This window comes from Nocardia sp. CY15 (assembly GCF_009829295.1).
GTDB classification, from domain to species: Bacteria; Actinomycetota; Actinomycetes; order Mycobacteriales; family Mycobacteriaceae; genus Nocardia; species Nocardia sputi.
In genome coordinates this window covers 23,595-42,930 of the sequence record NZ_VUOT01000027.1, presented here as the reverse complement: position 1 = coordinate 42,930, position 19,336 = coordinate 23,595, and the positions used below count along the sequence as shown (strand labels likewise).

Below are 19,336 nucleotides of genomic sequence, written 5' to 3'. Positions count from 1 at the left end.
GGATGACGGGAAGGACGCAGCGTCCTCGATGATCTGTCAGTCCGATGTCTAGATCATGCCGGCGCGCCGACGCCGGTCGGAAGGTACGTCCGTTGGCTTTCCGTGAATCCTGACCGGGTTTCCGGTGAATTTCGGCGTGGTTGAACCGGCCGCAGAGATGTCCGTCGCGGCACAACATGCAACACGCCACGACTGTACTTCTGCCGACGGCGCGGCATCCGAATCCTCAATACGAGCGTTGGTCGATACATGGTTTCCGGCGATTGGCGCGCAAACTCCCCATCTCTGGGGAGACCTTGCATTATACCCGTAACTACACTGTTGCTAGGTGAGCGGCCTCCACCGGATGACCTGGGGCCGAGGCGGGATGTCCCGTATTCCAGTCGGCCCGAGCAGCAGGAGCGGCCACAATGACAGCCCTCGACAATGACACGCAGGTAATGGACGTCGTGCGTAGCGACTCGGAATTGCTGGAAGCAGATTTGCGGGTTTTCCTGGCCGAACTGACGGTCTCGGCGGCGCAGGTAGCCGGCTCGGCCAATGGACCGCAGGAGTTGGACACCGCTGTGCGCCGAGCGTTTCACAACCCGGTCACCGACGCGCTCGGCTCGAAAGTGGGGCAGGAGGCGCTGCGGGCGGCGGGCGGTCCCGGCTTCCGTCCATCGATCGTGTACTGGGTCTTTCGCAACTACCGTGGCTTCGCCAAGACCGGGGAGGCAGGTGCCGACCTGCACGTCATCCGCCGGGTGGCGGTAGCGGTCCGAATTCTTCTGAAGGCTGCGGTCGTTCTCGACGATATCGAGGACGGCAGTGCGGTCCGATACGGCGAGCCTGCACTGCACACTACCCACGGGGTGCCGCTCGCCCTCAACACCGGAGCCTGGATGGTGCTCGCCGCGCTGCGGCATGCGGAATCACCCGCAGTCGTGAACTATCTTGTGCGCGCAGTCGAGAACGGCTTCATCGGTCAGGCGCTGGACATGTCCACCAGGCTCGCCGAGATTCGGCGCGAGATCGTCGCGGCCGACGGCGACAATCGGGTGAAGTTCTGGGAGTCGGTCGCGACGCTGAAAACCTCGACGCTGTTCCGAATGCCGTTGAATGCGGCCGCAACCGCCTTGCGGGTGCCGGACGACGAACTGACCGTTCTCGACGATGCGATGCGGCAGCTCGGCTTCGCGAGCCAGATTTTCAACGACCTCACCGATTTCGTCCCCGAGTTCGGCGGAGCCAATACCCATGAGGACTTCGACGGACTTACCAACCGGGTGTATCTCGAACTGCTCGGCGTCGAATCCACGCCGCCCGAGGCCGACACCGACCTGGTCGGAGACCGGTTGAAGATGTTCGCGCTCGGTCATCCTCGGCTCGGCAAAACCCTCGTCGAGCTCGCCGGGCAAGCGGTCGATCTCAAAGAGGAGGCCAAACGCCGGATTCACCAGCTGTGCCGATCGGCTGGCGGCGCGACGTATTTCGACCTCACGATCGATCGCAAGGGCCACGTGATGGAACGGCTGTTCGACGCGGTACGCACCCAATACCCGAACGCCTAGAACGGCCGCCACCATGATTATGCAGCGGCTGCGCGCCGAAACCCGGGCTTGGCACCATGCCTTGGAGACGACGCCCTTCAGTCTCGAGCTCCTGGGCGGGACACTGCCGCTCAGCTGGTATGTGGGCCAGCTGACGGCCTATCGGGTCGTTCTCGATGCCCTGGAAACCCGGCTGGCCTGCTTGGCGGACCCGATCGTGACCGCGGTATGGCGGCCCGACCTCGCGAAAGTGCATCTGCTGGACCGGGATCTGGAATTTTTCGACACCATACCCGTCGGTGATGTGCCGGCTACGGCGATCGGTGCGGCACAACGGTTCGCTGAGGCGATCTGCGACCGTGCGGCCGAAAACCCCGTCTCGACACTCGGATTCCTGTACGTGATGGAAGGCTCCACCATGGGCGGATTGGAGCTGACCCCACATGTCCGTGCGACGTTCGGACTGACGGACGGCCGCGGAATCGCCTACTACAACTCCGGTGACCGGAAACGCTGGACGGCCTTCGCCGGGCGGATGAACGATGCCGTTGTCGACGAACCTCTGCAGCAATGCGTGCTGGCGACAGCGGACGAAGGCTATCGGGCGATAGCCGAAACACTCGCCGCACTGTCCCGGCCGGATCACGACGAACCGGCCCCGGCGGAACGACATCTGCCGTGATGGCAGCCATGCGAAGTATGAGCTCGAGGAGCTGCGCGAACAGAACGCCCGCCTGAAGCGACTGCTGGCCGAGGTAGAGCTGGAGAAGGACGGGTAGCCAGTTGCAGGTCATCTTCGGGGTGTACTCCGACACCGACTGGCTGGCCGGGCGCTGGCAAAGCGCCTGGGTCGATGCCGCGCTAGCGCAAAACCAGTCGCAGTTGACGATCGAAGGCTCGATCCAGGAGAACCTGGTGCCGCTAACCGCCCAGACGCAGTACCGCTGCAGAAAACCAGCTGGGACCCCCAGCGGCGCAACCACGTCTGGCATGTCGGTGAGCAGCCCGCCCCGCGATCGCGGCATCACCTTGCCCTCCACATGCACCGTGACCCCGTCAGTGACCGTGCGCGTGCTGCAACCCGGCGCGACATGGCTGCTCACCGACACCGTCCACGACACCTCCTACCGCATCACCATCGACCAGAACGACAAATCGCACCTGGCAGTGCACAACTGGTACGCCACCATGGCACTGCACAACTCCGACCCGTCGGTCACCTACCTCGACATCGCCACCGAGATGAAGGGCTACATCTACATCCTCGGCCACACCGGCGGAAAGACACCGAAGCAGACCGACTACTTCCTCGACATCTACTCACAAAACGGAGCATGGCTCTCGCGCACCCCCGACGGCACAGACCAGAAAGCAACACACCCCAACGCCGGCAAAATGATCGTCGACCAATGGCGCACCATGTTCACCCTCAACTACGAGCACTACCAAAGCGACCACGGCACCGAACCCTCCATCAGCGAATGGGTTCCCAACACACCACACTAAGAACCCCTCGGTGTACCCACCGCCACAACGCACCGGCCCACAAGAGCACGGCGGTCCATCCAACCTACGAACCGACCGATCGCTACAACCGAACAGCTCGCGGCGGTGGGTGTCAGCTCCCGTAGGACCCCACCGCCGCACCACAGCGCCGCGAGCTGACCCAATCGTCGTCAATACGCACGCGAGAAATCGGCGGCTGCCCGAGCCCGCGACCGAGCGACCCATGCGTGGGGCCGCACGAGAACGCCCGGCAGCGTCTGAGGCTCGGCAGCTGTAGCCCTCGTCGAGTGACGGGCCCCGGGATGCATGCGATGTCCGCTGAGCCAGATGAGGTCACCACCAATCTCGGCCACAGCCAGCAGCCCCAACCCGGGCCACCCGGCCACGGCCGTCCACTCCCCCGCCGTGGTAGCCGCCGCCAACATCCCCAACAAGGGACCTCTGCGGCCGGTACAGGCGACCACGGCGCCGCGGGGCAAGCCACCGCCCGGAAGCGCATCGCCGGGTCCACCATCGATCGGCAGCACCTTGCTGGAGTCGACGCTCGTCGTCAACGGAGGCTCCGTCGCACCGACGCGGCCCTCGACCGCCGCCATACGGGCGCGAAGAGCCGCCAACTTCTCCGATCTGGACAGCCCGACCAACGACTGATCAGCGATGCGCCCGCTGCTGGGCGGTTCATCGCTGGAGACCGAGAGTGTCTTGCGTCAACCTCTTGGCAGGATCTGCCTGGTCACAAGGCTGACGCTGCCCCCGGGGGTGATCGGGTCACGACCGCTCGGTAGTGCCGATGCTTTGGACGCGGTCGCACCGAGCCTTGCCGAGGGCGGCACCGGGGAGACCCTGCGGCCGGGCATCTGGAAAGCGCGAGGATTGTGCAAGAGCGAGCGAGTATCGTTCTAATCTCTTCCCAGGTCAGCTTGTTTGAATGGTTCGTCCGTGTTCGTCACGCCCCGGGAGGTCCTGTGGGCGTTCATCGAAAGGCTGGAACCATGACCGCTCGTCTCGAAGGAACCGTCGCCCTGGTCACCGGGGCCTCCAGCGGCATCGGCGCCGCCACCGCATCCGAGCTCGCACGCGAGGGCGCAGCCGTGGCCTTGGTCGGCAGGCGCAAGGATCGGCTCACCGATGTGGCCGCGGAAATCACCGACGCCGGCGGACGGGCTTTGGTCGTGCCCGCCGATGTCACCGACGCCCAAGCCGCGGCGGACGCGGTGGAGCGCACGATCGCGGAACTGGGCCGCTTGGACACGCTGGTCAACAACGCCGGCCTGATGCTGCTCGGCCCGGCTCCCGGCGCGGACCTCAACGACTGGCGTCGCATGATCGACATCAATCTCATGGGCCTGATGTACTGCGCGCACGCCGCCACCCCACATCTGGTCCAGGCGGCCGCCCAGGGGCCACGCCAGGTCGCCGACATCGTCAACATCGGCTCGCTGGCCGGGCGAGGCGCCTTCGCCATGTCCGCGGTGTACTGCGCGACGAAGTTCGGCGTCGGCGCCTTCAGCGAGGCGCTGCGCCAGGAGCTGGCTCGTCAGCATGTCCGGGTGTCGGTCATCGAGCCCGGCAGTGTCGATACCGAACTGCGCGACCATAATTCGGCGGCCGTGAAGGAGCAGCTCGCCAATGCTTTCGGCGACATCGAGCGGCTGCAGGGCGGTGACATCGCCGATTCGGTGAGCTATATCGTGACCCGACCACGGCACGTGGCCGTCGCCGAGTTGCTCGTCCGTCCGACCGAGCAGGTCTGACCACCACATCGGGGCAATGATGATGTTGGCGAATCGGACTGTGCCCGCGCTGCTCGAGGAGCTGTGTGTGCTGCTGGCCCACCATGCCCGAGACGACGCGACGACCGCGATCGCGGACCTGCTGGTGGGCCGGGAGGAGACCGACACGCCGCCACCGCCGTCCATGGGCGGGACCCGCATGACGCTGATCGCCCAGGGCGCAAAGCAGCTCGCCTACGGCGAGCGCGTGTATGACTACCGGGCCGGGCAGTGCCTGGTGGCGTCGGTCGCGGTGCCGCTGAAGTGTCAGTTCATCGACGCCACTCCGGAACGTCCGGTGCTGGGCTTGTGCCTGCGCCTGCAGCCTGCGCAGGTCGCCGAGATAATGGTGCAAGCCCCGCGCGGCGCCTTTCCCGAGGACGAGGACAACGCCGCGCCCGCAATTGTTTTCGCCGATGCCTCCGTCGAGCTGCTCGACGCCACGGTGCGGTTGGTGCGACTGCTCGACCAGCCCCGCGATCGGGACGTGCTGGCCCCATTGGTCAAGCGAGAGATCCTGTGGCGCTTGATGACCGGCGAGCACGGCCCGACGGTCCGCCGGATCGGGCTCACCGATCCCCGCTTCTCTCCGATCGCCGAAGCGGTGCAGTGGATTCGGCAGCACTATCGGGAGTCGTTTCGGGTCGAGGAGCTGGCCGAGCGCACCGGTATGAGCCCTTCGGCGTTCCATCGGAATTTCCAGGCCGTCACCGCAACCACGCCCATCCAATACCAGAAGAAGATCAGACTTCAGGAGGCGCGGTTGTTGCTGGCAGCGAATCCCGGAGATGTCGCCGACATCGGATATCTCGTCGGATACGACAGCCCCTCCCAGTTCAGCCGGGAATACCGCCGCCTGTTCGGCACCCCACCCAGCCAAGACGCAGTCCGATTCACCGCACGAGCAGGCGACGAAACAGAGTGACCCGTCCGGAAAGACCATCCACGCCCGCGGGCAGCCTTACCCAGGAGCGAGATTTGACATGGAGTGAGATCGGTGCAGGCAAATACGCGATGCTGACCACTTACAAAAGGTTGGGCGGCTGCTCTCAGCTCGGGGCGGCGGGTGGGTCCGGCTGGGCGCCCCAAGGGCCATCACCGCTGTCGCCGGATGCCGCCACCTGTACCGGATGGCTGTCGTCGTCGGTGAGGAACATCGCCAGTTCCTGTCCTTGTTCGACGACCGCAGTGTGTTCGAAGCGGGAGAGGTGGCGCAGCGGGGTGACGGTCAGGGCGTCTGCACGGCAGGTCCAGGTCGCGGCGACCCGGCCGTCGACCAGCACGACGCGCTCGCCGGCGATTGAGAGGCCGCGGTGAGCATGGTCGATGATCCGGGTGCGGTCGTGGTAGCCGAGGATCGCGTTGTCGAACGCGGGCAGGAATCGCACCGGGGCGGGGATGTCCGGGTCCGGGCGTGGTGCATCCGGGAGGTCGAGGAGTTCGCGGCCCTGTTCGTCGCGGAAGGTGAGCAGTTCGTCGCGGGTCGCGGCCACCGCGGCGGGAAGCCCGGCGAGGCCGCACCAGGCGCGCAGATCAGCCACCGAGGCCGGTCCGAATGCAGCGAGATAGCGCCGTACCAGCGCCTTTCCGACCGTATCGGTGCCGTCCGGGGCGGGCGGGTCGACCTCGCGACCCAGCCAGGTGGCAAGGGGCACGGCGCGTGCGCCGGACTTGTGGCGCCACAAGCCGCGTGGGGGCAGCTGCACCGTCGGGACGAGAGCGGCGATCACCAGTTCGCCGAGTGGCCGTGGCCCGGCCGTCGGCCACCGTGCGGCGAGTTCCCGGCCGAGTTCGGGCATGGTGCGCGGTCGGCCGTCTGCCAGCAGTTCCCAGGCCGCGGCCGTGAGTTCGTCGAGGTCTACTCCGGTGAGCTCGCGGCGGTAGGACCCGAGTATCTTCTGGCGCAGCATGGCGTCGTGGCGGGTCCGCCAGGCCAGTGCATCGGCGGCGGTGACCAGGTGAACTGTGCGGCGCATGAGTTGGGTGCGGACCACCCGCCGGGTGGTGAGCAGTTCGTCGAGGGTCGCCGGTTCGAAGGCGCGCAGTCGCGACCACAGCCCCACGAATGGTTCCTGCGGTTCCTGGGCCTGCAATCCGCACAGATGTGCGACAGCGCCGGACACCGGCAGGTCGGCACGCTCGAGCAGTAATTGCCGGGCGAGGGTGGCCCGGTTGAGCGCGCGGGAGGACAGGACGGTCATCAGGTCAGGCCGCCGCACGATGGGCTGCCGGCCGCCGGCGTAGCGCTGGGAGTTCCTGCTCGATACCGCGGTCGAGGATGGAATAGGTCGGCTGCTCGGCCGCAACGCGTGCGGCGGCGAGAATCTTCTGTTTCATGCGGGCGGCTCATCGGATCGCATGGAGAGCCGGATGCTCGGCCAACGGGCACGTCCGGTTCGGCGGGCGGTGGCGGGAAAACCGACACCGGAAACGGTGCACGGCGTCCTGCCACCGACCCGACACATCCCGTTCGAAAACGAGGCCGCCAACCTCTTCTTCCACCTGGCAGGTGGCCGATGAGGTGGCATCCAAGTCGCGATCTCGAGACTCGACCGTTCCGTCGCATTTCGCGGTGTCCTGTTCCCCGACTTGCTCCCTACTCCGGGCACAGTCGATTGATCGCCAGCGGTTATGACACCGCCACGGTACGTCTCTGTTGTCATCCGCGGCCAATGAAGGTCTGTTCCAGGACTTCGTCCGAGAGTTCTCGGGCGATCTCGGCGAGTGCGACGCCGTTCGTGCGGTCCCGAAGGCAGCGCCGGGTGGAAGCCGGGTGGCAAGTTCGGACAGGAGGCTACCGATGATCATGCCGCGTAGTTCGGTGAGACGGACGTTGCACACCGGATGACCTGGTATCGAGTCGTCGATTCCGCGGTCGTTATCCGGCCGCCGACGCCAATCGCCCGTCCCGAGCAGTGGTGCTCGCTGCGGTCGATGCGTGCGCCGGGCCGAGCCGGCGAGCCCACCGCGTCCAGTCGACGTAGACCGCGCCGAAGGAGATCGACGTGCCCTCGAACCAGCCGTACTACAACCGCCGTGCCCGCCGGGCAGCCCGCAAGCGCACCCCCGCCGGTGACCGACCGCGTTACCCGCGCCGATCGATGATTCTGGAAGTGATTCTCCCGGCTATGATGGCGGAACGCAGCATCGACATGGTTCGCGACGTCAGCGCGGCCCGCACCGTCCATCTATGGGGTCCTGCACCGACTCCGACACCGCCGCGAATGTTACCCATACGGTTGTCGACCTCGACTCCGATCCGCTGAAGTCACCAATTCTTGGACGCCGCCGCAGGATTGATCAACCAACTTCCCGGCCGCAAGCTCTGGGGATTTGGGTTCGCTTGCTGGATTGCTGGAGAGATGACTCGGTACCCGTTCGTGCGCAAGTTCCTCCGGCTGCTGGTGGAGACGATCGAGTTCGGGGCCACCACCGACGTCGCGCCCGTGCTGGCCGCGTTGAAGGATCTGCCCGAGCTGCTGGACAAGGGCCCGACCAAGCGAGTTCCGGCCTGTTATTTGGACGCCCGCGCCGTCGACCTGGATGTGGTGACGCCGGGCTGGCGCAATCTGGTGCTGCGGCGCGAGCGACCTGAGGTCACGGTCGAGCGGTCCGCGTATGTGTTCTGTCGAGCCGGTTATGGGCGGCCCACCGCCGCGGCGCGTGTGCTGCACGCCGAAAGCAAGTCTGGGCAGCAGATCCCACGCACCGGGTGACCTCTCCTTAAATGATTCGGGCGAACGGATGCTGACGCGGCTGCTGTCAGGCGGTGTGAACGGTGTAGAGGCTGAGGTTGTTGCCGTAGGGGTCGGCGAATTCGCAGAAGTCGACATGGGCGTCGATGCCGAATGGAGGCGGCTTGTAGACAGCTTTCCAACCCGAAGCGAACTCGATCAAGGCCACCGATCGCGCACCACGAGCGGTTCGCCGAGCCCCGTCCTGACCGCGATCACGGCACCGCTGTCCGGCGACGCAGCGAGCCGATCTAGTAGTTCGACCAAATCGGCCACGAGCCGTTCCAGTAGCTCCGCCGCGTACTCGTGTCACAGGCGGGCGGCGGTGGTCAGGCGCCGGGCCAGTCCGGGATACTCGTCATAGAGCGCTCGCCGGCGATCCGGCTCGGTGAATCGTTGGATGAAGCAAGCGAAGCGCTCGGTGGCAGTGCTGCCGGTCAAGATGCCCGCAGCCCGCTCTCGCGCCAATTCCGCACCATGGTGCGGTGCAGCAGGTGCCTCATTATTGCTCCGCCTCTTCCTCGCCCTTTCTCCATTGTGGCGACACTTTCGCGATTTCTTCGACCAAGAAGGCGTCGAGTTGGGTATCGGAAAGTTCACCTGTACCGTCCATCCACCAGCCGCCGATGCATTGAACTGCCGAATATGGTAGAGAGAAGGCATTCTGCATCAGCTCCATCAAGTCGGGCGTCGATACGTCCGGATAGAGCGCTATGATCTCGCGGAGGATTTGAGAGGGAGACCGTCCCTCTTGGTGCATCCGGGCCATCAGCACGGTTGCCTGATCATCGAACTTCGGCTCGCGATTATTCATGAAGTGAACTGCACTTTCACGGTTGTGTACTTTCCAGGATCGCCTTGAGAATCCAAGATCTTTACCGTCCGGAACCCTGCTTTATCGGCTTGTCTTCCGGTCCATGTCCTCGCTGCCGCGACCTCGGGTGACACCCCTGAAGCAGTGAGTTCATTGAAGCGGGCGAGGTTTGAGCCGTACTGCCAACTTCCATTTATTGACGCGAATTTCCCTTCGAAGAATCTCAGAATCGCCTCGAACTGCTCTGCACCCCTCAGCAGCGTTGAACGTTGCCCATCTTCGAGTTGGGTTCGGAGGGCCAATTGAAGTTCGCCGTTACGGCCGACTGTGCCCTCGGCGTAGAGCCGTGGGCTCGCTGTGTCCTGTATGAAGTATCGCTCACCCGGCACGGACCGATCGACCAGACGTGACGGCGGGGGACTATTCTCAGCAGGCGGCGCCTCGGTGTGTTCGGGCGTTCTGGGTCCCTCACCTGCTTTCTCGATCTCGTGCCCACCGCGCCGATCGACGTGCAACTTCTCCTCGACATCCTGCACGATGAAGCGAGCCGTGCGTTTGCCAGTGTCTCGGTAGGCTTGCGTTCCTTTCCTGGTCAAGCGTTCCAGTTCATTCGTGATCCAGGCAAGAAGATTCCTGCTACCTCTGCTCACTCCGGCATCACCGCTGTGGCAGGCACCCACGATCCGACGTGGCGGGCCACGCACTCGACCGCGGCACCCAGGATCTCGCTGCGAACCAGCTCCGCTCGATGCAGAACCGCAGCATCAAGGCGAACCCCGTTTCGCTGCCTCCGCTTGGTGGTAACCACCCACGGATCACCCCCCCGACATCCCCCGGTCGACAGGACCTCGAACACGGAGACCCCGTTCGCGACCGAGAGCACCCTGTCACCGACCTGAACCATGCCGGTGAGCCTATCCCGCCAGACCGACCGGTACGTGACATGATCGCAAGCGTGCTCGGAGCCCCTCGCTTGGTCTACCGGCTCAGCGACGGCAAGGTAGTCGGACCAGGCCGCCTCTATCGCCTGCGCGACGGTAGGTGGGCCGAGCCCTGGCGTTCGCGACGAGCAGACCGGCGCCTCGATCAACCTGATCGTGAGGGAGGATTGGCGCGATTGGGGGCAGGTGCTCACGGGGGGTCGCCGAGATCGAAAAGATCGGCTAGTCATCACCCGCGGCACTGACGACTGCGGAGAAGGGCCGAAGCCGCAATCCTCCATGTTCCCGCGCGGCGCCCACCTGTCAGCGACGGACGCCGTCTCGATGTGGCGTCAGCGCAGTGAGGCTCCCCGGAACGGTTCGCCCACACTGCCGGTGCGCACCCCTCCGAACTCCGCAGTCATACAACTCCATCCACATTTCCCGACTCAGGGGAAAAGTCGAACCCGGCACCGCCGACCAACGCCGACTCTTGGGCAGCAAGCCACCGGGTGAGGGCGTTTGCGTGGGGTCGTCGAGTAGGTCGAGATCTGTCTCTTCCTTCGCCGGTGGCCAGCCTGGACGCTCCGCGGCAACCCGGGCGGCAGCCGCTGCCCATTCCGCGTGCACGGCCTCGAACGACCGGTCGGCCTCTTCGACCAGCTGCACCGGTCCAACCGGTGCCAGCCCGAGCCGTCGTCCAGCCGTACCAGCGGCAGCTCATCGATCCATGCCCAGCAGCCTCCGCCGGCACGCATCAGTGTCTCGCCGAGATACGCCGCGACCGCCGGCACGCTCTCCTCATCATCGAAGTCCAGCTGCTGCGCGTATGTCGCCAGCCCGCGCAGGGGCGAGGCGGTGACATCGAGCGTGACGTCGTCCAGCACTTCGTCGTCGTCCAGATCGAAGAACCGCCCCCAGAAGTATGTCCCGCCACTCTGTCAGCGGATCGTCGTCCATGAGCCTCGCACCTCGCACTCCTTGCCGAAGCGGCGACTACAACTATTCATTCACGGCGCAATAGTCGTAGTGCCGTCCCAGGTAGCCCGGCTGATCGAACACGTGCTTCAAGTCCAGGAACGGAAACATCAGCTGGCTACGTGCGCCGACCTGCCTGACGACCTCGTCCCCCTCCTGATCGTGGTCCCAGTATCCGCCCAGATTCCGGCGCAGTACCTCACCCAGATACCAGGAAGCACCATCCCGGAATCCGCGGTACTCCGCCGCACCGCGCCGGCCGACTTCGTGGATCATGAGCCGGTCGACCGATCTTCCCGCCGGACGCCGTGCTCATCTGGACGAACTTCTCGGGGCACGCCCCGAGATGACCTACCTGGCTCGGCTCGTCGGCGAGTTCGCAGCGATCCTGATCGAACGTCGCGGTGGCGCTCTCGACGAGTGGATGAATCAAAGTTCGCGAGGCCGGGCTGACCGAACTCGACCCTTTCCTACGTGGCCTCGACCAGGACCACGACGCCGCGGTCGCCCGGCCCTACAGCAACGGCCCGATCGAAGGCGTCAACACCAAGACCAAACTGATCAAGCGACAAATGTATGGGAGGGCCAATTTTCAGCTACTTCGGCACCGCATCCTGCTCGCATAGCCCGGGCGTCACCGGAAGTGAACCAGGGCGGTTAAAAAATTGACAGTCTCTCCGGACATGGGAAGCTCGCGTTGTCGGCGACTACTCTCCCCAGTACGATCCCCAGTGGTTTCCAGTGGCGTTCCGAACGGGTTTCACAGGATCGCGTACCACCTGGGTGAGGCGCCTTAATGGGTCGGTCGGCACGGATGCCTAGATCCACACGCAGATAAGAGATGTAATGAGCAGTATTTATGAGAGGATCGGCGGCGCCGAGGCACTCGAGGTCGTTGTCGCCGACTTCTATGTCCGGGTTCTCGCGGACGATGAGTTGGCCGGATTCTTCAAGGGCGTCAATATGTCCCGGCTCCAGGGGCGTCAAGTGGAGTTCTTCGCCGCGGCACTCGGCGGTCCCGATCCCTACACAGGTGCCCCGATGCATCGCATCCACCAGGGTAAGGGAATTACGATGCGCCACTTCGAACTCGTGGCGGCGCATCTGTCCGATTCTCTCGCGGCTGCGGGTGTGCCCGCCGAGACCGTGGAACAGATCGTCGGCACGGTGTCGAATCTGGCATCAGACATCGTCAGTGGTTCGGCTGCATGACCGGTTGATACTACGGAATCCGAGAAATGATCGGAGCGGCGAACCGCCGAGGAGGGATGTCGAGCGCGCCTATCGTGCGATCGACTCCTCCCATTTTCCGACGGTCGCCCATAATGTAGCGACCGGCGGTGGCGGTAGGGACTTGGTTGTCGCACAGTCGATCCAAGTTTATTGACAAACGGTGTGCGTGAAGCATACTCAGATGTAATGGGCCTGCTGGCGAAATTCATCATGGCAATGCTTACGAATCAAGTCTCACCCCTACTCGCCAGACTCGGATAAGACTACTTGGTCTGCATATCCCCGTACGTGATGTAGAGCGACTTCAGGGATACAGAGCATGGCGACGATGGGTGCGGCTGATCTGCCCGCCGACAACGGCGCGGCAAAGCGGTCGAAGAACAGGGGTGAATCGGCGTGGCCGAAGCGACGAGTGCGACCGGTCGACCGAGCCGGGGCGCGGGTGCGCTGCTCCGGCGACAGGGGCCACTCGCGAGTGATCGAGTGGGGTCGCGCGATGACGCCGGGGCGTTGAAAGTTCCGGCGGCCATGGTAACTGGGCCGAAGCATGCCAGACGCTTGCCCGCTCACCACATGGACCTGCTTGGGACGAAGCAGTCCTGGCTGGGTACGGCTCTACAACGACATCGCCACCATAGACCAGCTCTATGCGATTGACACTGGTGCGCGACGCGCATGATTGCGAAAGGCTTTGTTCGAGGTGCTGACCAACGTCACCTGCTGTAGTCAAAGGCGTTCTCCCCGTTTGCGTTCGGCTGCAGATCGTGAGAAGTTCATGCCGTGTTCGAAGGACCTGCATGGGGCGCAGATATGAGGCCCCTCTGTTCAGGGCGTACGAGTGAGTTCGGGGTCATCATCGGCATCCCGGGATCGAGGTGTTTCCGTTGGAAAATCCGGGATCGAGAGGTGTTGCGCCGGTACAGGATCGATCGACAGATGAGTTGGTGATCGGACATGGATGTTCCAGCGCTCAGAGACAGCTGGCTCAGGATTGAGAAGGTCGGCGACGAGGCGGTTCTGTACTTCTACTCACATCTGTTCATGACGCACCCCGAAGTCCGAGATCTGTTCCCGGTGTCGATGGCCGCCCAGCGCGGCAAATTCTTAGTGGCGCTCGGCCGCATTGTCAGTAATGTCGACCGTGTTGCCGCCGACCCCACCTTTGTGCGGCAACTTGGCCGCGACCATCGCAAATTCGAGGTCGTTGCCGACCACTACCCTGCGGCCGGAGCGTCACTGCTGGCTACGCTCCAGTACTTCCTCGGCGAGGCGTGGACCGACAGTCTCGCCTCCGACTGGGCCGAGGCGTATGGCTCGGTCGCCCAGATCATGATGGCGGCGGCCGAGGAGGACGAGGAAACCACTCCAGCCTGGTGGGAGGCGGAGGTCGTCGCCACCGAACGCCGCGGAATGGACGTCGGGTTGCTACGCATCCGGCCCACCGAGCCCTACGACTATGCCGCCGGACAGTCCATGGCCGTGGAGGTTCCGCAGCGGCCGCGGCTGTGGCGCTACTACACCCCGGCCAACGCGCCCCGCCCCGACGGAACCCTCGACCTGCATGTGCAGATCGTCGCCGGTGGACAGGTCAGCGCCACCCTCGCCCGGACGGTCACGGTCGGCGACACACTGCGGCTGGGCGCGCCGATCGGCACCGCACTCACCCTGCCCGCGAATTTCCGCGGGGATCTGCTGATGGTGGCGGGCGGTACGGGGCTCGCTCCGATGACCGCCCTGATCGAACAACTCGACGAGAACTGGCGCACCACGGGCGAGGCCACGAATGTCCATCTCTTCCACGGGGTCCGGACTCAATGGAACATCTACGATCATGCCTTCCTGTCCGAGCTGGCCGGGACCAGGCCATGGTTGCGCTACACCCCGGTGGTCTCCGATGACCCGACCTACCCGGGTGCTGTGGGGCTGGTCGGCACGGTGGCCGCCCAGACCCGCCCCTGGCAGGGCAGGACCGCGCTCATTTGCGGCTCCGCCGCGATGGTGGAGCACGCTGCCGGTGAACTGCGGCGCGCGGGCCTGCCCGACTCGGCCATCCGATTCGAGAACCTCGACGGCCGCACCCCCGAGGACATCACACCGAATACCTCCGCAGCTCCGGCGGAGAGATTGCGCACGAGGTAGCGACATGACGCTGAGGGCACGTGATATCGAGAACGCGAAATTCAAGAAGTCGGCACTGGGTCGCCGCGGGTACGACGAACGCGACGTCGACGAATTCGTCCGGCGAGTAGCCCGTGAGGTTTCCCGGCTGAACTCGGCGAACAAGCGGCTGACCCAGCAGCTGGACTTCGGCGACGAGAAGGCGCTGCTGGCCGACAACAACTATCTAGCTCACCAGGTTGCGGATCTCGAGCTTCGGGTCTCGATGTACAAGTCGGCGCTCGGCGATTCCTCCACCGTCGAATCCCTGCGCACCGAGCTGGAGGAACTGCAGCGCGAGAACGCACAGCTGCGCGAGGATTCCCAGCGCGATCTGCTCGGAGTGAACGTACGCGCAGTGAACATGCTCAGCCAGGCGCAGATCACCGCGGAATCAACGGTGGCCGAAGCCGAGATCTATGCCCGTGAGCTGGTCGCGCACGCCCGCGAGCAGTACGCAGAGATTCTGCGGCAGGCCCAGCAGTCGGCAGCCCGCGCGGCGGACGGCATCGCCGCCGTGGTGGCCGATCCAGCAGGATCTTCCGATCCCCTGCCCGCGGAGATCGAGTACATCCGCACTTACGCCCAGATCGCGGAGAAGCAGATGCATACGATCATCGAGGCGCTTTTCACCGAGATCGACAAGCTCGGATGTGAACAGGCGCGACCTCATTGCGACGCCGAGCCGCCCGGAAGTGGACTGAACAACTTCGAGTCCAGCACACCGGCCATGACACAGATGCCGCCTCGAATACAGCGCGATGCGTTGGAACCTGCGGCACGGCCACCAGCGGCGCGCTCGGTTGACTAGGACTATCGACTGCGGGTGCGCGGCGCGAAAAGTGCCTGTCGACAACAGATTGAACTCCGGCTCCTGGACAGCGCATAGCCGCGGCGAATTCACCGATGGGCTGTCCTGGAGTTCTGTCCGCCAGGGCCCACGCAACCGGACTGAACTGCCCTCATGACTCAGCTCGGCGTCCAGTGGTTTCATCGGATGCTGATGTGATAGACCCGCAGCCACTCGGCGATCTGTAGCAGCAACGACAGCGTGTCCGCAGAGCGCCACATGCCCTGCTGGCCGGGCGGTCCGGCCAGCAGGTCGAGGACCGCCTCTCGGCGTACCAGCGGTAGTAGTGGCGAGTTGGGGTCGGCGAGTTCGGCCCGCATCTCCTCCCGGAGTGTCTGTTCGTAGGCCGGATGCTGGCTGACGGGGAACGAGGTCTTCTTCCGATCCAGCACTGGGGCTGGCAGCAGGTCGGCGACCGCGTTCCGTAGCAGGCCTTTGACTCGCCCGTCGGAGGTCTTGAACGCCCACGGGGTGTTCCACAGGTACTCCACCAGTCGGTGATCACAGAACGGCACCCGAACCTCGAGGCCGACTCGCATGCTCATCCGGTCTTTGAAATCCAGCAGCATGGTCAGCCATCGAGATAGGTTGGCGTAGAACATTTCCCGGATCCGTACGTCGCCCGGCGCCTCACCGTCTAGCGCTGGCACTTCGGCCATGGTTTGTGCGTAGCGCTCGGCGATGTACTCCTGCGGTCGCAGCAGCCGCCACAACTCGGTGTCGAGTACCGGCTCGAACGCGGCGACCGAGACCGCCCACGGGAATGTAGCGGCACCGAGCATACGCTGATCGAAAAACCAGGGGTAGCCACCGAACACCTCGTCGGCCGACTCTCCGGACAACGCCACTGTCGAGCGCTTCTTGACCTCGCGGAACAACAAGTACTGGGCGGCGTTGGTATCGGCGAGTCCGGGCAGGTCGCGAGCACGCAACACTTCGGACCGGGCGCTGATCACCTCGTCGGTGCGTAGCAGCAACTCGATGTGATCGCTGCGCACTCGCTGTGCCACCATCCGCGCGAACGGGGTGTCTTGTTCCGGGCGAATCGCGCTGGGCTGGAAATTATCCTGGTTGCCCTCGAAGTCGATCGAGTATGTGGCGAGTCGGTCGCGGCTGTTCCGGTTCAGCACTTCTGTGGCCAGCGCGGTCACCGCACTGGAGTCCAGGCCGCCGGACAGTAGCGTGCCCACCGGAACGTCGGCGATCAGCTGCCGTCGCACGATGTCCTCCAGCAACTCGCGCACCGCAGCGGTGGTGGTCGGCAGATCGTCGGGGTGTTCACCGCTGGTCAGCGCCCAGTATCGTTGCTCCCGGCAGCTCCGGCGCTGGATCCACGCGTAGTGGCCGGGCCGCAGTGCGCGAATATCGCGGAACACCGCATGCCCGGGAGTCTGGGTGGCGCAGAACACCTCGGCAAGGCCCTCGATACCGACCTCGGCCGCAGCGATCGGGTTGGCCAGCAATGTTTTCAGCTCCGAGCCGAATAGCACCCCGGTAGCGTAGGGCAGGTAGAACAGTGGCTTGACGCCCAGCCGGTCGCGTCCAAGCAGCAGCCCCTGCCGGTTGGGGTCCCAGACGCCGAAGGCGAACATGCCATTCAATCGGGGCAGGCAGTGCTCGCCCCATTCCAGGTAGCTGTGTAGTAGCACTTCGGTGTCGGATCGGGTTCGGAACTGGTGGCCTAGTCTCTGCAACTCGCCACGCAACTCAGGGAAGTTGTAGATCTCCCCGCTGTAGGTCACCACGCACGGCTGCTCACCCTCTCGACTGGCCTGCATCGGTTGCACGCCACCCTCGATGTCGATCACCGCCAATCGTCGATGACCGAATGCCGCCCGCGGCGAGAGCCACACCCCACCCGCGTCGGGACCACGCGGAATGAGGGTATCGGTCATCGCTTCCAGTAGCGGACGCTGCTGGGTGAGGTCTCGCTCCCAATCGACCCAGCCGGTGATACCGCACATCGTCGTTCCTCCTCTTCCTGGCATTTGAACGACCAGCCTCACAGTTGAAGTCAACTTCAAGTCAAGGGTTGTGGGCCGGATCTTGATGCGCTTGGCTTGCAGTGTGAAGTCGAGGTCGATCGGCGAAGTCGCCGAGTTGTTGGGCGTAGCGACGTCGACACTGCGTTGGTGGGAGAAGGAAGGACTGATCTCACCGGAAGATCGCAGAGGCGGTCGGCGGTACTACAGCCAGGACGAGATACGCAGGCTGGCGATAATCCAATACCTGCAGGAAACCGGGCTGATGAGCCTCAGCGATATCGCCGCGGTGCTGGCCGGTCGAGGCAGCAACGGGGACTGGCACGACGTGATACGCACTCGGACCGATGCATTCGAAGCCCAGATCGAGCGACTCATCGCTGCCAAAGATTTTCTCGAGCACGCGTTGCGATGTCACCGCGACAATCCCGCGATCGAATGCCCGTATCTGGCCGAAGACATCGACGCGAGGTTGGCGCGCTGAAGGTCGCCATCATCGACGCCGGATCCAGACGCGTTCCTCCGGTACTCAGCGGCTCGCCGGCGCCAACTGCTACTGACATCGCCCGGTTGCCACCAGCGCTGCGGCAAGCGCCGACATAGCGATCCAACTCGCCCATTTGCCAGGTATGGAGTGTGTCGCCCGCCGGATCTGCCTAGGTGCCGATGCTCGCCGGGACCGGGTTGGCGGGCAAGTTCGATGAACCATGGAGCAATGCAGTGGGCCACAGGCTGCCCGAGGCCATTCTGATCCAGGTCATATGCGGTAGCGGGCGGCACGAAGGTCGTTCTCAACGGAACCGATCTGATCGGAAACCACCGCAGTCGATTTCGGTGGACGTCGGCGGCTTCGTTGACGGTCGACTCCGCGACTCAGAGCACGGCAATCTCTCCTGCCGGAACCGGCATCGTGCAGGTCACCGTTCGCCTACACCTTCATCGGGCGGTGATTTGGCTTGGCTCTGGTACAGATCTGCACCTGGTGAACTTGTCATGGTTTCCTCCTCGCGTGTCATGTGCAGCGGTAGGGTCGCGTCTTACCGCACCGGCGACTGCACAGGCGGTCGATCGAGTAGGTCTGGGTTGTTGGTTTCGGGCACGGCGCGGGGTTGCGTGCTTCGGCCCCGCCGGGGCTGGCGTGGCCGCGCGCAGGCATGGTGATCATGAGCGGAGCGGTCAGTCGATCATTCGGGAGTAGGGCCGGTGCGGGGTGAGGTTGGTCTGGCCGCCAGGGGTGAGGTTGGTTTGCCCGCCGGGTGTCAGATTGGTCTGCGGGCCGCACACCAAGTTGGGCCAGCGGCAGGTCGGCAGGTTGGGGTCCTGACCGGCGTGGGCGACTCCGGCCGTCACCAGACCCACGCCCAGCAGGGCGGGTGCCGCGGCAATCGCCAGGGCGCGTGCGAACTGGTGGCTGCGGCGAGACGAGCGCTGGTTGATGGTCATGTTCGTGCTCCTTCGGATGGCGTGGCGGGCGGTCCCGCTGTCGTGATGACGCTGTCTAGACTCATCGACGCCGGACCGCGCCGAAAGGCCACTAAGGGTGCACGGCAGCTCACCCTCGACATGGTTCGATCCCACCAAGGTGGGCACTTCTCAGCAGAATGCCTCGACTCCGGGGTTACGGATGGCGACCGTCTCTGTGCACCCGGTGCTGGAGAGGACCCGGGAGGTCCGCCCACTCCCAGACGCGTAGTCTTTAGAGTAGTCTGACTGACGCTGTGGTATCGAGTGGTACTGGGCATTCGCCCAGGTGCTGCGCGAACAGGGGTCGATCCCGACGACGTATTCGACTTCGTGGCTGCGTGGATGAAGGGCAAGCGGCCGGTGTGGCTACGGACGGCCGCCGACCCGGCAACCG

21 protein-coding genes are annotated in these 19,336 nt (G+C 64.6%); 12 read left to right on the top strand and 9 right to left on the bottom strand.

What is annotated here, in order from left to right:
* Positions 1-410: 410 nt before the first annotated feature.
* The 6 genes from GVY39_RS25380 (at position 411) to GVY39_RS25355 (ending at position 5,735) form a co-directional block, all read left to right on the top strand.
* Positions 411-1,553 (top strand): polyprenyl synthetase family protein, encoded by a 1,143-nt coding sequence (locus tag GVY39_RS25380; RefSeq protein WP_159928863.1) that lies wholly within the window; start codon positions 411-413, stop codon positions 1,551-1,553.
* 13 nt (positions 1,554-1,566) lie between these two features.
* Entirely contained in the window at positions 1,567-2,214 is a 648-nt protein-coding gene (locus GVY39_RS25375) for a biliverdin-producing heme oxygenase (RefSeq protein ID WP_159928861.1), read from the top strand.
* Positions 2,215-2,315: 101 nt separating this feature from the next.
* A complete protein-coding gene (locus GVY39_RS25370) occupies positions 2,316-3,038 on the top strand; it encodes a hypothetical protein (protein WP_159928859.1) in 723 nt (240 codons plus the stop codon).
* A 327-nt stretch (positions 3,039-3,365) separates the two neighbouring features.
* Positions 3,366-3,689: a hypothetical protein gene (locus GVY39_RS25365; protein WP_159928857.1), complete on the top strand. Its 324-nt coding sequence runs from the start codon at positions 3,366-3,368 to the stop codon at positions 3,687-3,689.
* Positions 3,690-4,030: 341 nt separating this feature from the next.
* A complete protein-coding gene (locus tag GVY39_RS25360) occupies positions 4,031-4,792 on the top strand; it encodes an SDR family NAD(P)-dependent oxidoreductase (protein WP_159928855.1) in 762 nt (253 codons plus the stop codon).
* A gap of 25 nt (positions 4,793-4,817) precedes the next feature.
* A complete protein-coding gene (locus GVY39_RS25355; RefSeq protein WP_236565659.1) occupies positions 4,818-5,735 on the top strand; it encodes an AraC family transcriptional regulator in 918 nt (305 codons plus the stop codon).
* 124 nt (positions 5,736-5,859) lie between these two features.
* On the opposite strand, the gene GVY39_RS25350 is transcribed toward GVY39_RS25355, so the two are convergent.
* On the bottom strand, positions 5,860-7,011 hold the full coding sequence (locus tag GVY39_RS25350; protein WP_159928851.1) for a winged helix DNA-binding domain-containing protein: 1,152 nt from the start codon (positions 7,009-7,011) through the stop codon (positions 5,860-5,862).
* A gap of 4 nt (positions 7,012-7,015) precedes the next feature.
* Positions 7,016-7,147: a hypothetical protein gene (locus GVY39_RS35050; RefSeq protein WP_255466266.1), complete on the bottom strand. Its 132-nt coding sequence runs from the start codon at positions 7,145-7,147 to the stop codon at positions 7,016-7,018.
* Between the two features lie 1,025 nt (positions 7,148-8,172).
* Between GVY39_RS35050 and GVY39_RS25345 the strand changes: the two genes are divergently transcribed.
* The gene (locus GVY39_RS25345) at positions 8,173-8,526 is read left to right on the top strand and encodes a hypothetical protein (RefSeq protein WP_159928849.1); all 354 of its coding nucleotides are present in this window, start codon (positions 8,173-8,175) and stop codon (positions 8,524-8,526) included.
* A gap of 46 nt (positions 8,527-8,572) precedes the next feature.
* Here GVY39_RS25345 and GVY39_RS25340 read toward each other — a convergent pair whose 3' ends face one another.
* The 5 genes from GVY39_RS25340 to GVY39_RS25320 form a co-directional block, all read right to left on the bottom strand.
* Positions 8,573-8,713, bottom strand: coding sequence for a hypothetical protein (locus tag GVY39_RS25340; protein ID WP_159928847.1), 141 nt, complete (start codon positions 8,711-8,713; stop codon positions 8,573-8,575).
* A gap of 140 nt (positions 8,714-8,853) precedes the next feature.
* Positions 8,854-8,985: a hypothetical protein gene (locus tag GVY39_RS35045; RefSeq protein ID WP_255466264.1), complete on the bottom strand. Its 132-nt coding sequence runs from the start codon at positions 8,983-8,985 to the stop codon at positions 8,854-8,856.
* A 61-nt stretch (positions 8,986-9,046) separates the two neighbouring features.
* The gene (locus GVY39_RS25330) at positions 9,047-9,358 is read right to left on the bottom strand and encodes a hypothetical protein (protein WP_159928845.1); all 312 of its coding nucleotides are present in this window, start codon (positions 9,356-9,358) and stop codon (positions 9,047-9,049) included.
* Entirely contained in the window at positions 9,355-10,008 is a 654-nt protein-coding gene (locus GVY39_RS25325) for a hypothetical protein (protein ID WP_159928843.1), read from the bottom strand. Before GVY39_RS25325 ends, GVY39_RS25330 begins: the two co-directional genes overlap by 4 nt.
* A gap of 1,272 nt (positions 10,009-11,280) precedes the next feature.
* Positions 11,281-11,532 (bottom strand): hypothetical protein, encoded by a 252-nt coding sequence (locus GVY39_RS25320; protein ID WP_159928841.1) that lies wholly within the window; start codon positions 11,530-11,532, stop codon positions 11,281-11,283.
* Positions 11,533-11,684: 152 nt separating this feature from the next.
* On the opposite strand from GVY39_RS25320, the gene GVY39_RS25315 reads away from it, so the two are divergent.
* The 4 genes from GVY39_RS25315 to GVY39_RS25300 all read left to right on the top strand — a co-directional run bounded on the left by GVY39_RS25315 (position 11,685) and on the right by GVY39_RS25300 (position 15,457).
* Positions 11,685-11,882, top strand: coding sequence for a transposase (locus GVY39_RS25315; protein WP_159928933.1), 198 nt, complete (start codon positions 11,685-11,687; stop codon positions 11,880-11,882).
* Positions 11,883-12,102: 220 nt separating this feature from the next.
* Positions 12,103-12,468, top strand: a complete 366-nt coding sequence (locus GVY39_RS25310; protein WP_159928839.1) for a group 1 truncated hemoglobin — start codon at positions 12,103-12,105, stop codon at positions 12,466-12,468.
* A gap of 975 nt (positions 12,469-13,443) precedes the next feature.
* Entirely contained in the window at positions 13,444-14,628 is a 1,185-nt protein-coding gene (locus GVY39_RS25305; RefSeq protein ID WP_159928837.1) for an FAD-binding oxidoreductase, read from the top strand.
* Between the two features lie 4 nt (positions 14,629-14,632).
* Complete coding sequence (locus GVY39_RS25300) at positions 14,633-15,457, top strand: DivIVA domain-containing protein (RefSeq protein WP_159928835.1); 825 nt, start codon at positions 14,633-14,635, stop codon at positions 15,455-15,457.
* A gap of 179 nt (positions 15,458-15,636) precedes the next feature.
* Here GVY39_RS25300 and asnB read toward each other — a convergent pair whose 3' ends face one another.
* Entirely contained in the window at positions 15,637-17,460 is a 1,824-nt protein-coding gene (asnB, locus tag GVY39_RS25295; RefSeq protein WP_159928833.1) for an asparagine synthase (glutamine-hydrolyzing), read from the bottom strand.
* A 103-nt stretch (positions 17,461-17,563) separates the two neighbouring features.
* Between asnB and GVY39_RS25290 the strand changes: the two genes are divergently transcribed.
* On the top strand, positions 17,564-17,962 hold the full coding sequence (locus GVY39_RS25290; protein WP_201295342.1) for a MerR family transcriptional regulator: 399 nt from the start codon (positions 17,564-17,566) through the stop codon (positions 17,960-17,962).
* Positions 17,963-18,654: 692 nt separating this feature from the next.
* Here the strand turns inward: GVY39_RS25290 and GVY39_RS25285 are convergent.
* Positions 18,655-18,921 (bottom strand): hypothetical protein, encoded by a 267-nt coding sequence (locus tag GVY39_RS25285; RefSeq protein WP_159928829.1) that lies wholly within the window; start codon positions 18,919-18,921, stop codon positions 18,655-18,657.
* Positions 18,922-19,336 lie beyond the last annotated feature (415 nt).